Genomic DNA, 14,636 nt, shown 5'->3' on the forward strand with positions numbered 1-14,636 from the left:
CTGCAGGCCCTGCGGCAGGCCCACCCCAGGGGCAAGGGGCTTCGCCCTGGCCTTCGGCCACCCCTGGCCCGGGCCTGCCTCCGGACCAGCCTGCCATGCCCCGTCAAGCGCCTCCCCCACACACCACACGGGGTTGAGGGGCGGGGCGGCGGGGCCGCGGGCCGGACCTTCTGGGGGCGGGGCGGGGCTGGGTGCGGATCACGGGTGGCGGGCGGGTGGGCTCGTGGGTGGGTGGGTGGGGTGGGTGGGTGGGGTGGGTGGGTGGGTGGGTGGGGTGGGTGGGGTGGGTGGGTGGGTTGGGTGAGTGGGTTGGGCCCGGGCAGGCAGAGGGGGCGGGCGCGTGGACGGGCAGACGAGCCGGCGGACAAGGGGCAGGGCTGCAGGCACGCAACCGGGCAGGCGGACGGGCGAATGGAACAGCGAGCGAGTAGGTGCACGAGCAGTACTGCGGGTGAGAGAGCTCGTTGACAAGCGATCGGGCGATCGGGCGATCAGGCGAGAGAGAACGGGCTAGGGGGTCGACATGGTGACGACGGTGGAGGCGGGCATGGGCGAGTGGGCGGCGGTGGACTGGGAAGGGTTGGTGACGGCCGCGCTGCTCGGGACGGAGCGGAGGCGGGCGGGAGCTGCCGGTGGGTCTCCGGAGGGGCTGCTGGACGCGGCGGCGGTCCACACGGTGCGGCGCCGCGCCGGGTTGCGGCCCGCGGCCGCCCGGGCGCTGCCCGAGCGGGCGGCGGTCGACCCGCGGCCCGAACTGCCTGCGGCGGCCCGGCGGCGGCTCGGGCGGCTGCTGGCCGGTCGGACCGGCGCTTACACCTCCGGGCGGGGCGCCCTGCCCGATCTGGCCGAGCTCCTGCCCCAGTGGCTGGCGGCCGCGAACGGGCACGGCTACCGGGCGCCCGCGGCGGTCCTGCCCGCGCTGCTGGACGCGGCGAAGGCCCGTACCGACCTGCGTCCCGCCGCCCTGGCCCTCGTGGGGGTGCGCGGACTGTGGCTGGCGCGGCTGAACCCGGACTGGCGGTTCGCGCTGCGCGGCGGGGCCGGCGGTACCGAGCTGCCCGACATCACGGACGCCGACGCGGTGGCGGGGCTGTGGGAGGAGGGCCTCTTCGCCGAACGCGTGGCTCTCCTGTCGGCGATGCGCGCGCGGGACCCGGCCGGTGCACGGGAGTTGCTGCTCACGACGTGGTCGCGGGAGCGGGCGGAGGACCGGCTGATGTTCCTCGACTCGCTGCGCGCGGGGCTGTCGGACGGGGACGAGCCCTTCCTGGAAGCGGCGTTGGTGGATCGCAGCCGCAACGTACGGGCGACGGCAGCGGAGTTGCTGTCGTGCCTGCCCGCGTCGGCGCTGGCCGGGCGCATGGCGGAGCGGGCCCTGGCGTGCGTGGGGCCCGAGGGGGTGCGGGCGCCCCTGGAGTGCGACGAGGGCATGCGTCGGGACGGGGTCGTGGAGAGGCCGCCGGCGGGACGGGGTGAGCGGTCGTGGTGGCTGAGCCAGCTGGTGGAGGCGGCTCCGTTGGGGTGCTGGCCGGAACGGTTCGGGGGGCGCGGCCCGGAGGAGATCGTGGCCCTGCCGATGGCCGACGGGTGGGCGGAGGACGTGCACGCCGCGTGGTGCCGGGCCGCCGTGCGGCAGCGCGACCCCGAGTGGTCGCGGGCGCTGCTCGGCTCCCCCGTCGCGTCGCCGGCCGCCGGGCCGGGCACGGCCTCGCTCGCGGAGCGGGCCAAGCTGCTGGAGACGCTGCCGGGGGCGGAGCGGGCGGAGTGGGTGGCCGCGTTCGTGCGGGCGCACGGGCTGTCGGAGGCGTTCCAGTTGCTGGGGGTGTGCGGTGTGCCGTGGGCGGCGCCGTTGGGGCGGGCCGTGGTCGACGCGCTCGACCTCGCGCGGGATGTGGGTAGCTACCCGTGGAGTTTCAGCGGGGTGATGGGGTTGGCGGAGCGGTGCCTCGACCCCGGCGAGGCTGCCCGCCTCGAGTCCCTGGCCCTCCCGTCGGCTCCGCCTCCGGATGCGCCTGCGGATACGCCTTCGGATACGGCTGTGGGTACGCCTGGCGGCTCCGGCGGTGCACCGAGCGCGGGTGGGGCCGCGGGGGCTTCGGCCCCGGTGGCGGGGGTGGATGCCACGCGCGTGCTCCGGACCGCGGGTGGGGCCGAGGCGTACTGGGACGAGGCTTTCCAGCGACTCGCGGCCACGCTCCGAATCCGTGCGGAGATGCTCGCGGAACTGGTTCCGTGATCTGGCCGGCCCGTCCCGGGCCGGCCCGTCGGGGCCCGGCCGGCCGTCCGGGGGCCCGGTGGGGCGGCTCCGGGCGGGCCGTCGGGGCGAGGGAGGTCATGCCCCCGACGCAGAGCGAAGCGGGGGTGTGATTCCACCGAATGGCCTAGCGGGGCCACGCCGTCACCGGACGGTGCGGCGGAGGTACACCTCGGGCGGATGGTGCGGCGCGGGCCTGCCTCCGGCGCATCGCGCGGTGGAGACAGGCCTCCGGCGCATGGTGCGGCGGGGCACGCCCCGCCGCGCCGCGTGGCGGGGTCGCGCCCCACCCGGACCGTGCTGTGGGGTCAGGCCTGTGCCGACTGGCGGACGTGGGTGCGGACCCACTCCACGATGGCGGTCGTGGTGGCGCCCGGGGTGAAGATCTCGGCGACGCCCTTGGCCTTGAGCGGGGGGATGTCCTCCTCCGGGATGATTCCGCCGCCGAAGACCATGATGTCCTCCGCCTCGCGATCCCGCAGCAGGTCGATGACCTTGGCGAACAGCGTGTTGTGCGCGCCGGAGAGGACCGAGAGGCCGATCGCGTCGGCGTCCTCCTGGATCGCGGTGTCCACGATCTGCTCGGGGGTCTGGTGGAGGCCCGTGTAGATGACCTCCATGCCCGCGTCACGCAGGGCCCGGGCGATCACCTTGGCGCCGCGGTCGTGGCCGTCGAGACCCGGCTTGGCCACCACCACACGGATCGGACCGGTCACACCCATCACTGCCTCCATGCCGACTGCGCTGTCGAAGCTACTCGTGATCGATCATCGAGTGAACGATCGTTAAGGACAGCATCCCGCACGCCGCCGTTTCGCGGCATCCCCCGAGGGGGAAATCACACGGTGGGACACGATCGCCCGGGGAGCCGCGACGAGGTCGCCGCGCCACCGTGCCGTCAGCCGCACGGCACGGTGGTGTGGCATACCGGAGGTGTCGAACTCCGGAGATCACTTCGGGAGGTCGGGAAATGGGCCTTTCACTATCGCTTCCGGCGACCGCCCTGCGCGCCGCCGCGCTGGAGCTGGTCATCCTCGCCGGCCACCTCCTCCTGTACCCCACCGGCGTATTCGCCGAGCGCCGACCGGCCGGGGGGCGCGACGGACGCGAGAACGGGCACGAGGGTTCGTCCACGGCCCGGTCCGGGTACCGGGAGGGCTCCGGTGAGCGCAAGGACACCCGTACGGACGAGCGGGGGCGTACGGACGTCCCGCTGCGCCCCGTCGCCGAGCGGCCGCCCGTGATCCTGCTGCACGGCTTCACCGACAACCGCTCGGTCTTCCTGCTCCTGCGCCGCGCCCTCACCGCACACGGCGGACGGCACGTCGAGGCGCTCAACTACTCGCCCTTCACCACGGACCTCCGCGTCGCCGCCCGGCTGCTCGGCGAGCACGTCGAGCAGGTCTGCGCCCGTACCGGCCACGACCGCGTCGACCTCGTCGGCCACAGCCTCGGCGGGCTCGTCGCGCGGTACTACGTCCAGCGCCTCGGCGGCGCCGAGCGGGTGCGCACGGTGGTCACGCTCGGCACGCCGCACGGCGGCACGCGCGTGGCCCCGCTCATGGACGCCCACCCCGTGGTGCGCCAGATGCGCCCCGACTCGCCCGTGCTGGTGGAGCTGGCCGCGCCCGCGCCCGGCTGCTCGACCCGCTTCGTGTCGTTCTGGAGCGATCTGGACCAGCTCATGGTCCCGCTGGAGACGGCGCGACTCGACCACCCCGACCTCCGCACGGAGAACGTCCGGGTCAGCGGCATAGGGCACCTCGCGCTCGCCGCCCACCCGGCGGTGACCTCCCGGATCCGCCAGGCCCTCGACGGCCCGGGTGACCTGGACGCCGCCGCGTCGGACAGCATGTCGGTCGCCTGACGGCCGGGCGACCCCGACGCCGGTCGACCCCGAGGCCGGTCGGCCCCGAGGCCGGTCGGCCGCCTCGGCGGCCACCCGCCGGCCGCCGGACACGCCCGAGCCCCCGCCCCGCTCCGACCCCGTAACCCGGGGGCAGCTGACGCTGACTCAGATCCGTCCGGGCGGTCGGATTTGCCCTTTTCCTGCTCGCTGGTCCGCTACGCGTCCCACCCGTTCGCTTCGAACAGATCTCGAACGAACGACCAAGCCTCGGCCGGGAGTCGGCCGAAAGGCGGTCGAATGCCCGGTTCCTGAGGATCCAGAACCCCCCGAAGATTGTCGTTGCGAGTAACCGCCGGGTACAGTCACGCCACTGCTCCTCCTCCGGGGACCTCTTCCTCCCCGGCCACCCAGGCCCCACTGCCGAGGCGAAAGAGAAGTTGGTGACCGACCGACCCTCGTCGGGCCACTACCCGCACGCCGGGTACGACGGCCTCTCCACCACCACTTTCGCGGGCGACCCGAGCCTCGGGTCCTACGGGAGCGGATACGAGAACGGGTACGAGGGCGGCTACGCCACCGGCTACGACGGCGGTTACGGCACCCAGCAGACCGCTGCCCCCGCGTACGAGCAGGCCTACGACTACGACCCGTATGCCGCCTACGCCCCCCAGCAGTCCTACGACTCCGGCGTCTACGACGCCACCGCCTGGAACGCGCAGGACGCCTCCGTGTCCGGCATCCCGACGCAGGCCGCCCCCCACGACACCTCCGCGCAGTGGGACGCCGGCGCCTGGAACACGGACCCCCAGGCCACCGCCTACGGCTACGACCTCTCCGGCGGGCAGTCGGGGCACTGGACGATGCCGGGCAGCACGGAGACCGGCGCGTACGACGCCACCGCCTGGAACTCCGGTACCGGCGGCGCGTACGACGGCTACGACGCGCAGTACGCCGCCCCGTCCCACGAGGCCGCCTACGCGCCCGCGCCCGACGCCACCCAGGTCCAGCCGCAGCAGGCCTACCCGGCGTACGACGCGTACGACCAGTACGACCCGTACGCGCAGCAGCAGCCCCACCAGCCGCACGACGGCCAGCACCCCGCGCAGCCCGCGCCGGCCTTCGAGCAGACCCCGACGATGACGTACGTCGACCTCGGCGCCGCCGCCCCCGGCCACCCGGACGCCGCGCAGCCCGCCCCCGGGCACTCCGCCGACGCGGTCGCCTTCCACGACGCCGCCACGATGGTCGGCGAACTCGGCATCGACTTCGACCTCCTCGAGTCGGACGCGGGCCCGGGCGCCCCGTACGACGCGGCGTACGACCACGACCAGGCCGACATCGCCGAGCCGGCGGACGACGCGGACGAGCTCTTCGAGGTCGCCGACGCCCCCGCCCTCGAGATCGGCCCGAGCCCGGCGCCGCACTCCCGGGCCGCCGCCCGCCGCTCCGGAGGCGCCCAGGCCGGGGCCGGCAACCGCGGTCGCCGCCGCACTCCCGCCAAGCGCTCCGCGCTGCTCACGGTCGCCGTGCCCTCGGCCTGCGTCATGGGCGTCGCGGGGGTCGCCGCCGCCTCGGTCGGCGGGCTCACGGGCCAGCAGACCGTCGAGGAGCCCCAGACCCTGGCCGCGCCGGACCCGGCCTCGGTCAAGCCGGTCGCCGCCAACAGCAAGCTCGACACCCAGCTCCAGGCGCTCAGCGCCGACGCGGGCGACTTCGCGGACCGCGCGAGCCGCACACAGGAACGTATCGACCTGCGCGAACGCCAGGAGCAGGACCGCAAGCGGCGTGCGGAGGAGGCGGCCCGCAAGGAGGCCCTGCGCCCCAAGTTCGCGCTGCCGGTCAGCCAGCACGGGCTCAGCGCCGGGTTCGGCCAGTCCGGGGTCAACTGGATGTCCCTGCACACCGGCATCGACTTCCCGGTCTCGTACGGCACCCCCGTGATGGCCGCGACCGACGGCACGGTCCGCACGCAGTGGAACAGCGCCTACGGCAACATGGCCATAGTCACCGCCCCCGACGGCACCGAGACCTGGTACTGCCACCTGAGCAGCACCAAGCTCCGGTCCGGCACGGTCAAGGCCGGCGAGGTCATCGCGTACTCCGGCAACTCGGGCAACTCCACTGGCCCGCACCTGCACTTCGAGGTACGGCCGGGCGGTGGCGGCGCCATCAACCCGCTCCCGTGGCTGCGCGCCCACGGCCTGGACCCGACGTGACCCGCGCCTGAGACACGGCGACACGGCGACCGAAACGCGGGAAGGGGCCCGGAGCTTGCGCTCCGGGCCCCTTCCACGTGTCCGGCTCCGTCAGAGCTTCTGCACCGGCGCGTACCGCAGCAGCAGCCGCTTCGGCTTGCCGTCACCGAAGTCGATCGTGGCCTGGGCGTCGGCGCCCGCGCCCTTGACCTCCATCACGGACCCGAGCCCGAACTGGTCGTGCGTGACCCGGTCCCCGACCGCCAGGGCGACCACCGGCTTGTCGGTGGTCCGGCGCGTCGCGAACCCCGAGGGGCCCGACCGGGCCCGGGAGGAGGACGCGCCGCCGGAGAGGAAGGCCTCGGGCGAGGTGCCGAACGACGCCCTGCCGCCGCCCGGGCCGCTGCGCATCGGGCCGGCCGGCTTCTGCGCGCCGGTCCGCTTCCACTCCAGGTACTGGTCCGGGATCTCCTCCAGGAACCGCGAGGGCGGGTTGTACGAGGGCGTGCCCCAGGCGCTGCGCATCGACGAGCGGGTCAGGTACAGCCGCTCGCGGGCGCGCGTGATGCCGACGTACGCCAGCCGCCGCTCCTCCTCCAGTTCCTTGACCTGCCCGAGGGCGCGCATGTGCGGGAAGACCCCGTCCTCCATGCCGGTCAGGAACACCACCGGGAACTCCAGGCCCTTGGCGGTGTGCAGGGTCATCAGCGTGATGACGCCGGACCCCTCCTCGTCCTCGTCGGGGATCTGGTCGGAGTCGGCGACCAGGGCCACCTGCTCGAGGAACTCGGCCAGGGTGCCGCCGCCGGCCGCCGGTGCCGCGGCGTCCCCGGCGGCCGCCGGGGCGGCGGCCTCGCCTCGGTCCTGCTCGAACTCGAGGGCCACGGCCGCGAGTTCCTGCAGGTTCTCGATCCGGGTCTCGTCCTGCGGGTCCGTGGAGGCCTGGAGCTCGGCCAGGTAGCCGGTGCGCTCCAGCACCGCCTCGAGGATCACCGCGGGGCCGGCACCGGACTCGACGATCGTGCGGAGCTCCTCCATCAGGGCGTTGAAGCGCTTGACGGCGTTGGCGGAGCGGGCGGCCATGCCGTACGCCTCGTCGACCCGGCGCAGGGCCTGCGGGAAGGTGATCCGCTCGCGGTGCGCGAGGGCGTCGATCATCGCCTCGGCGCGCTCGCCGATGCCGCGCTTGGGGACGTTGAGGATCCGGCGCAGCGGGACGTTGTCCTCGGGGTTGGCCAGGACGCGCAGGTAGGCCAGGACGTCCCGGACCTCCTTGCGCTCGTAGAAGCGGACGCCGCCGACGACCTTGTACGGCAGCCCGACCCGGATGAAGATCTCTTCGAAGACGCGGGACTGGGCGTTGGTGCGGTAGAAGACGGCGACGTCGCCGGCCTTGGCGTCGCCCGCGTCCGTGAGCCGGTCGATCTCGTCGGCGACGAATTGGGCCTCGTCGTGCTCGGTGTCGGCGACGTAGCCGGCGATCCGGGCGCCGGTGCCGGCGTCGGTCCACAGGTTCTTGGGGCGGCGGTTCTCGTTGCGCTCGATGACCGCGTTGGCGGCGGACAGGATCGTCTGGGTGGAGCGGTAGTTCTGCTCCAGCAGGATCGTCGTCGCGTCCGGGTAGTCCTCCTCGAACTGGAGGATGTTGCGGATGGTCGCGCCGCGGAAGGCGTAGATCGACTGGTCGGCGTCGCCCACGACGCACAGCTCGGCGGGCGGCAGGTCCTCGTAGCCGGCACCGACGAGCTCGCGCACGAGCGTGTACTGGGCGTGGTTGGTGTCCTGGTACTCGTCGACCAGGACGTGCCGGAAGCGGCGGCGGTAGTGCTCGGCCACGTCCGGGAAGGCCTGGAGGAGGTGGACCGTGGTCATGATGATGTCGTCGAAGTCGAGGGCGTTGGCCTCGCGCAGCCTCGACTGGTACATCGCGTACGCCTGGGCGAGGGTCTTCTCGAAGCCGTCCACGGCCTGGGCCGCGAAGGCCTCGTCGTCGATGAGCTCGTTCTTCAGGTTCGAGATCTTGGCGTTGAACGACTTCGGCGGGAACTTCTTCGGGTCCAGGTCGAGGTCGCGGCAGACCAGGGCCATGAGGCGCTTGGAGTCGGCGGCGTCGTAGATCGAGAACGAGGAGGTGAAGCCGAGGCGCTTGGACTCGCGGCGCAGGATGCGGACGCAGGCGCTGTGGAAGGTGGAGACCCACATCGCGTTGGCGCGCGGGCCGACCAGGCTCTCCACGCGCTCCTTCATCTCGCCGGCGGCCTTGTTGGTGAAGGTGATCGCCAGGATCTGGCCGGGGTGGACGTGCCGGGCGGCCAGCAGGTGGCCGATCCGGTGGGTCAGCACCCGGGTCTTGCCCGAGCCGGCGCCGGCCACGATGAGCAGCGGGGAGCCGTCGTGGACGACCGCGGCGCGCTGCTGCTCGTTCAACCCCTCGAGCAGGGTCGCGGGGTCGATCACGGGGCGTGCCGAGCCGTCCCGGTAGTACTCGTCCCGGGTCATGGGTACGTCGAAGCGGCCCTCGAAGAGGTCGTCCACGCCGGGCTCGGGGCCGGGGCCCTCTTCCGGGCCGTAGTCCTCCGGGGGCGGGGCGTCCTCGTCGGAGGGCTTCAGGTCCGCCAGGAAACTGTCGTCAAAGAGGCTGCTCATCGCCTTCCGAGTCTAGGGGTCCGCACCGACAGCGTGGCGCGGGTTCCGGAAGGGGGACGCGGTGTGCGCGGACGACGACGCTCGGCCACCGGGCCGGGGGCCCGTGCGCCGTACGGGCCGGGGCCCGTACGGCGCCGGGTGGGCGGCCGTACGGGGGTGGGCGGGCGGCCGTACGGGGCCGGTGGCGGAATCAGGTCCAGAGCACCGCTATGAAGATGTTCGCCGTGGTCAGGCCGCCGATCGCACCGAAGATCCCCTTGTCCAGGGTCTCCTCGTCGCGCTTGACGTAGACCAGGGCGAGGACGACGAAGAGGACCGCGAGCTTCACGCCGATCTTGATGTTGTTGACGTGGTGGCCCTGCGCCTGGTGGAGGCCCACCAGCAGCACGCCGGTCACCAGCATGGTCAGCGCGCCGTGCAGCATGGCCGGGACGACGCGGGCGGTGCCGGCGCCCATGGCCTTCATCTGGGTGAGGAAACCGCCCAACAGCGAGGCGATTCCGATGATGTGGAGCCCGACGAGGAGGTGGATGAGTACGTCCATGGCCGCGAGCCTACGATCCGGCCGAAACCGGGCCCGCGCAGGGGTCTCTTCTCTCTCTTTCCGCCACTTCCGGTCGCCTGCATCACGGACCAGAACACTTCCGCTCATCCCGTCATCCGGCCGTTACCTGGAGGTTTAGCGTCCTCCCCCAAGAAGCCGTGCCCCTGGCACCGGGGGCCGCGCCGACGGAAGGACGTGAGTGCCCTCGTGGCCAGTCATCGAAAGCCCAGGCAGCGCCCGCTCGCCGGCGGCACCGTACGGACCGCCGCCACGCTCGCCCTGGCGGGCGCTGCCACCGCCACCGCGTTCGACGGCACCTCGCAGGCCGAGCCCCGCCTGACCCCGACCCAGGTCAAGGCCAAGGTGGACCGGCTCTACGTGGAGGCCGAGGAGGCCACCGAGCGGTACAACGGGGCGAAGGAGAAGACGGGCCGGGCCCAGCGCACCCTGAACGCGCTGCGCGACGAGGCCGCCCGCAGGACGGCGCGGCTCAACACCGCGCGCAACGCCCTGGGCTCCCTGGCCGCCTCGCAGTACCGCAGCGGGAGCCTCGGGCCGGCCGTGCAGCTGGCGCTGTCGGACGACCCGGAGGAGTACCTGGAGCGGGCCGCGTTCCTGGAGCGGGCCGGCGACCGCGGAGCGGTCGCGATCGCCTCCGTGCAGCGGCAGCTCGACGAGGTGCGGGCGCTGCGCGCGAAGGCGGACGAGGTCCTCGACGGCCTGCGCGCCGACCAGACCCGGCTGGCCCGCGACAAGGCCGTCGTCGAGGGCAAGCTCGGCGAGGCGCGGCGGCTGCTGGCCAGGCTCACCGCCGAGGAACGGGCCCGGATCGAGGCCGCCGACGGCCACGGGACCGACGGCGGCGGCAGCGGCAGCGGCGGTGACCGCGCGAGCCGCGGCGGGGGCGGTGCGGAGCGCACGGCGCCCCCGAGCGGCCGCGTCCAGGCCCCCAACCCGCGGGCCGCCGAGGCGGTGGCCTTCGCCTACGGGGCGCTCGGCAAGCCGTACGTGTGGGGCGCGACCGGGCCGGGTTCCTTCGACTGCTCGGGGCTGACCCAGGCCGCCTGGCGCTCCGCGGGGGTCTCCCTGCCGCGCACCACGTACACGCAGATCAACGCCGGCCAGCGGGTATCCCGCTCCCAACTGGCGCCCGGAGACCTGGTGTTCTTCTACTCCGGCATCAGCCACGTCGGGCTGTACATCGGCGGCGGCCGGATGATCCACGCCCCGCACCCGGGGGCCCCGGTGCGGATCGCCCCCATCGACCAGATGCCCTTCGCGGGCGCCGCCCGGCCGTCCTGACGGCCGGGAGGCGGGCGGTCGGACGAGGGCGGCGGGCGGACGGGGCGGCGGGCGGTCAGACGAGGCGGCGGGCGGTCGCCCAGCGGGTCAGCTCGTGCCGGTTGGAGAGCTGGAGCTTGCGGAGCACCGCCGAGACGTGCGACTCCACCGTCTTCACCGAGATGAAGAGCTGCTTGGCGATCTCCTTGTACGCGTACCCGCGCGCGATCAGCCGCAGCACCTCGCGCTCGCGCTGCGTGAGCCGGTCCAGGTCCTCGTCCACCGGCGGCGCGTCGGTGGAGGCGAAGGCGTCGAGCACGAAGCCCGCCAGCCGCGGCGAGAACACCGCGTCCCCCTCCTGCACCCGGTAGATCGAGGCGACCAGGTCGGTGCCGGTGATCGTCTTCGTGACGTACCCGCGGGCTCCGCCGCGGATGACGCCGATGACGTCCTCGGCCGCGTCGGAGACCGACAGCGCGAGGAAGCGCACCGGCTGGTCGGCGGAGGCCATCAGCGGGGCGCACCGGCGCAGCACCTCGACGCCGCCGCCGCCGGGCAGGTGCACGTCCAGCAGCACCACCTCGGGTCGGGTGGCGGTGATGACGGTGACGGCCTGGTCGACGTCCGCCGCCTCCCCGACGACCTCCACGCCCGTGCGCGCGGTCTCGCCGATCTCGGCCTGGACCCCGGCCCGGAACATCCGGTGGTCGTCGACCAGCACCACCCGGACCCGGCGGCCGGCGGCCGTACCCGGCGCACCCTCTCCGCCCGTGCCCGTGCCCTGCCCCGCGGTCGTCCCCTGGTCCCCGGTCATGCCCTGCTCCCCGGTCATTGCGGCGCCCTCTCCATCTCCAGCTCGACTTCCGTGCCCCCGTCGGGCGCGGACCGCAGCCGCGCGGTCCCGCCGTTGCGCTGCATGCGGCCGATGATCGATTCTCTTACGCCCATCCGGTCGTCGGGTACCGCGTCCAGGTCGAAGCCCGGCCCCCGGTCCCGCACGGACACGAACACGCTGCCCGTCTCCACCTCGGCGTAGACCTGCACCGGCCCGCCCTCGCCACCGTACTTCGCCGCGTTGACCATCGCCTCGCGCGCCGCCTGTACCTGGGCGCCCAGCCGGTCGTCCAGCGGGCAGTCGCCGACGACCACGACCTCGATCGGCACCCCGTGCAGGTCCTCGACCTCCGCGGCGGCCTTCTTCACGGACTCGGCGAGGGTGTCGGGCTCGTCGGCCTCGTCCTTGCCGCGCCCCTCCGGCTTGTACAGCCAGTTGCGCAGCTCCCGTTCCTGGGCGCGGGCCAGCCGGCGCACCTCGCCCACGTCCTCCGCGTTGCGCTGGATCAGGGTGAGCGTGTGGAGCACGGAGTCGTGGACGTGGGCGGCGACCTCGGCGCGCTCCTGCGCGCGGATGCGCATGAGCCGCTCCTCGGACAGGTCCTGGGTCATCCGGATCAGCCACGGGCCGGCCAGCAGCGCGATGCCGACCAGGACGGCGAGCGCGGCGGTCATCACGTTGCCCAGCTGGGCCGCCGAGCCGCGGACGACGATGAAGACGGTCAGGCCCACGCCGACCATGGCCACGCCGGCCAGCGCCCGGGCGACGGGCAGCAGCCGGCTGTGCCGGCGCGAGACGTCGGTCCAGTGCGCCCTGCGGGCGTTGTCCGCCTGGCGCCAGACCAGCACCACGCCCGCGGCCACCAGCAGCGCGGGCCACACGTACCGCCCGGAGGCGTCGCCGAGCCGCACCTTCGAGATGAAGATGCCGGCGCCGACGCACAGCGCGATCAGCGCCAGGACCTGGCCGCGCTCGGGCTTGCGGAGCCTGCGGCTGCCGTCGGGCAGCGTCTCGAAGAGCGACCGGTCCGCGGCCGTCCCGCCCACGCCCAGCGGTACGAACACCCAGAACGCGGCGTACAGCAGCACGCCCAGGCCGTCGCCGAACATGCACAGCGCGAGGAACGCCACCCGCACCCAGATCACCGGCAGCCCGAGGTGCCCGGCGAGTCCCCGCGCGACGCCGCCCAGCATCCGCCCCTCGGCGCTCCGGTACAGCTTGCGCAGCGGTTGCTCGTCGGGCTCGGGCACGTGAGGCACGGGGCGCGGCGCTGCTACTGGCATGCCAACGATGGTCACATGCCCGCCGCGGGCCCGGCATCAGGGCATACCCCCAGTTCTTCGGGGGGATCGCCGGATGGATCTCAGGGTTGTGCCAGGGTCGGGCCCGATGTTCCGGGGCCGGCGGGACCGTCACCATGGATGCCATGACCGAGCCTTCCGACTCCCCGACCGCGGATCCGACCGCGGGCCTGAGGACCGGCCCGACCGCGGACCCGACCGCGGACCCGGGCACCTCCGCCGAGCGTCCGCCGCTGCGCCGCAGCCGGCGCCAGCACGTGCTGGCGGGCGTGTGCGGCGGCCTGGGCCGCCACTTCGACATCGACCCCGTGGTGTTCCGGATCGTGCTCGGCGTGCTCGCGTTCACCGGCGGCGTGGGGCTGATCTTCTACGGCTTCGCCTGGCTGCTGCTGCCCATGGAGGGCGAGGAGGAGAACGAGGCCCGCAAGCTGCTGACGGGCCGCATAGAGGGCTCGACGCTGGCCGCGGTGCTGGCGGCCCTCGCGGGCTGCGCCCTGTTCCTCGTGATGATCGACAACGGGGTGATGGCGGCCTTCTCGGTCCTGGTCGTGTTCGGCCTCGGCGCGGCCGCGTACTGGTCGCAGCGGCGGCGCGCGGAGCCTCCGGAGACCCGCGTGGAGGCGGCCCTGGGGGCGCACGTACGCGCGGAGGCCCCGCCGGAGACCCAGGCCCCGCCGGTGCCCGGGGTCAGCTCCTGGTGGCGCGACCCGCTGGTCAAGGACGGGACGACGGGTCCGGTGGGCGCGCCGTACCTGTGGGGCCCGGCGGAGGACACGGCCGGTGCGGACGGCGCGGCCGGCCCGGCCGGCACCGTCGGCGTCCCGGGCCCGGTGCACGGCACCTGGCCGGCCGAGGACACGAAGAAGCCGGCCCCGGCGGCCCGCCCGCGCGGGATCGGCGGCCGGGTGTTCCTGCTGGCCCTCGTGGCGGCCGCCCTGGGCACCGGCCTGAGCTGGCGGGGCAATCCGCTGGGCACGGCGCTGCAGACCGGCCTGGCCTGCGCGCTGGCGGTGTTCGGGGCCGGCATCGCGGTCAGCGCCTTCCGGGGCCGGACGGGCTTCGGCTCGGTGCTGCTGGCCGTGGTCACCGCGGGCCTGCTGGCGGGGGCGGCCGTCGTGCCGCGCGACATCGGCACGGACTGGGTGCGCACCGAGTGGCGCCCGGCCGGCCTCTCCGAGGTCCAGCCCCGGTACGAGGCCTCCACCGGCGAGGCGACGCTCGACCTGAGCCGGGTCGACGTGCCGAAGGGCAGGACCCTGCCCGTCGACGCGGAGATCGACGCGGGCCGGCTCAAGGTGGTCCTCCCGCCCGGGGTCACCGCCGAGACCCGCATCGACCTGGGCGTCGGCGACATCCAGCTGCCCGGCGACAAGCCGGACGACATCTGGGTGCGGACGGACAACGACAAGCGGGTGACCCTGCGGCCGGCCCCGGGGGCCGCGCCCGGCGGCACCCTGGAACTGCGGCTGAAGGCGGGAGTGGGACAGGTGGAGGTGACCCGTGCGTCATGAGTTCCAGCCGGGCCGGCTGATCGCCGGCGTGGTGCTGCTGGTGGCCGGGGTGCTCTTCGCCCTCGACGCCCGCGACCGCCTCGCCGTGTCCGTGTGGGTCCTCCTCCCCCTCCTGGCCGGCGGCCTCGCCCTGGCCGCACTGGCCGGCACGGTCGCCTACATCGTCCGCCGCGGCGACCGCGCCGACCCGGCCGGCGGCCGCGACCGGGGCTGACGGCGG

Annotated in this window: 11 protein-coding genes; 6 read left to right on the forward strand and 5 right to left on the reverse strand. The window is 74.2% G+C overall.

The genetic code is table 11. The features are described 5' to 3' along the window. Positions 1-523 precede the first annotated feature (523 nt). Positions 524-2,236, forward strand: coding sequence for a DUF5691 domain-containing protein (locus ACIQCH_RS23885; RefSeq protein WP_402583933.1), 1,713 nt, complete (start codon positions 524-526; stop codon positions 2,234-2,236). A 326-nt stretch (positions 2,237-2,562) separates the two neighbouring features. Here ACIQCH_RS23885 and ACIQCH_RS23890 read toward each other — a convergent pair whose 3' ends face one another. Next, positions 2,563-2,976 carry a cobalamin B12-binding domain-containing protein gene (locus ACIQCH_RS23890; RefSeq protein ID WP_402583935.1) on the reverse strand — a complete coding sequence of 138 codons (414 nt, stop codon included), beginning with the start codon at positions 2,974-2,976 and terminating at the stop codon, positions 2,563-2,565. Between the two features lie 248 nt (positions 2,977-3,224). Here ACIQCH_RS23890 and ACIQCH_RS23895 point away from each other — a divergent pair, with 248 nt between their 5' ends. Further along, entirely contained in the window at positions 3,225-4,121 is an 897-nt protein-coding gene (locus ACIQCH_RS23895; RefSeq protein ID WP_402583937.1) for an esterase/lipase family protein, read from the forward strand. A gap of 422 nt (positions 4,122-4,543) precedes the next feature. Then, positions 4,544-6,319 carry a peptidoglycan DD-metalloendopeptidase family protein gene (locus ACIQCH_RS23900; RefSeq protein ID WP_402583939.1) on the forward strand — a complete coding sequence of 592 codons (1,776 nt, stop codon included), beginning with the start codon at positions 4,544-4,546 and terminating at the stop codon, positions 6,317-6,319. Positions 6,320-6,409: 90 nt separating this feature from the next. Here ACIQCH_RS23900 and pcrA read toward each other — a convergent pair whose 3' ends face one another. Next, a complete protein-coding gene (gene pcrA / locus ACIQCH_RS23905) occupies positions 6,410-8,944 on the reverse strand; it encodes a DNA helicase PcrA (RefSeq protein WP_402583941.1) in 2,535 nt (844 codons plus the stop codon). A gap of 190 nt (positions 8,945-9,134) precedes the next feature. Then, positions 9,135-9,488, reverse strand: coding sequence for a hypothetical protein (locus ACIQCH_RS23910; RefSeq protein WP_402583943.1), 354 nt, complete (start codon positions 9,486-9,488; stop codon positions 9,135-9,137). A 207-nt stretch (positions 9,489-9,695) separates the two neighbouring features. Between ACIQCH_RS23910 and ACIQCH_RS23915 the strand changes: the two genes are divergently transcribed. Beyond that, the gene (locus tag ACIQCH_RS23915; protein ID WP_402583944.1) at positions 9,696-10,790 is read left to right on the forward strand and encodes an NlpC/P60 family protein; all 1,095 of its coding nucleotides are present in this window, start codon (positions 9,696-9,698) and stop codon (positions 10,788-10,790) included. 55 nt (positions 10,791-10,845) lie between these two features. Here the strand turns inward: ACIQCH_RS23915 and ACIQCH_RS23920 are convergent, their stop codons facing one another. Together ACIQCH_RS23920 and ACIQCH_RS23925 are read right to left on the reverse strand one after the other, a co-directional pair. Next, positions 10,846-11,583 carry a LuxR C-terminal-related transcriptional regulator gene (locus ACIQCH_RS23920; protein ID WP_402584080.1) on the reverse strand — a complete coding sequence of 246 codons (738 nt, stop codon included), beginning with the start codon at positions 11,581-11,583 and terminating at the stop codon, positions 10,846-10,848. A 14-nt stretch (positions 11,584-11,597) separates the two neighbouring features. Then, positions 11,598-12,887, reverse strand: coding sequence for a PspC domain-containing protein (locus ACIQCH_RS23925; protein WP_402583946.1), 1,290 nt, complete (start codon positions 12,885-12,887; stop codon positions 11,598-11,600). 143 nt (positions 12,888-13,030) lie between these two features. Between ACIQCH_RS23925 and ACIQCH_RS23930 the strand changes: the two genes are divergently transcribed. Together ACIQCH_RS23930 and ACIQCH_RS23935 are read left to right on the forward strand one after the other, a co-directional pair. Then, positions 13,031-14,416 carry a PspC domain-containing protein gene (locus tag ACIQCH_RS23930; RefSeq protein WP_402583948.1) on the forward strand — a complete coding sequence of 462 codons (1,386 nt, stop codon included), beginning with the start codon at positions 13,031-13,033 and terminating at the stop codon, positions 14,414-14,416. Next, positions 14,406-14,630 (forward strand): hypothetical protein, encoded by a 225-nt coding sequence (locus ACIQCH_RS23935; RefSeq protein ID WP_402583950.1) that lies wholly within the window; start codon positions 14,406-14,408, stop codon positions 14,628-14,630. Before ACIQCH_RS23930 ends, ACIQCH_RS23935 begins: the two co-directional genes overlap by 11 nt. The last annotated feature ends 6 nt before the right edge of the window (positions 14,631-14,636 follow it).

The organism is Streptomyces sp. NPDC093225 (assembly GCF_044753805.1).
In the GTDB taxonomy this organism is placed as follows: Bacteria; Actinomycetota; Actinomycetes; order Streptomycetales; family Streptomycetaceae; genus Streptomyces.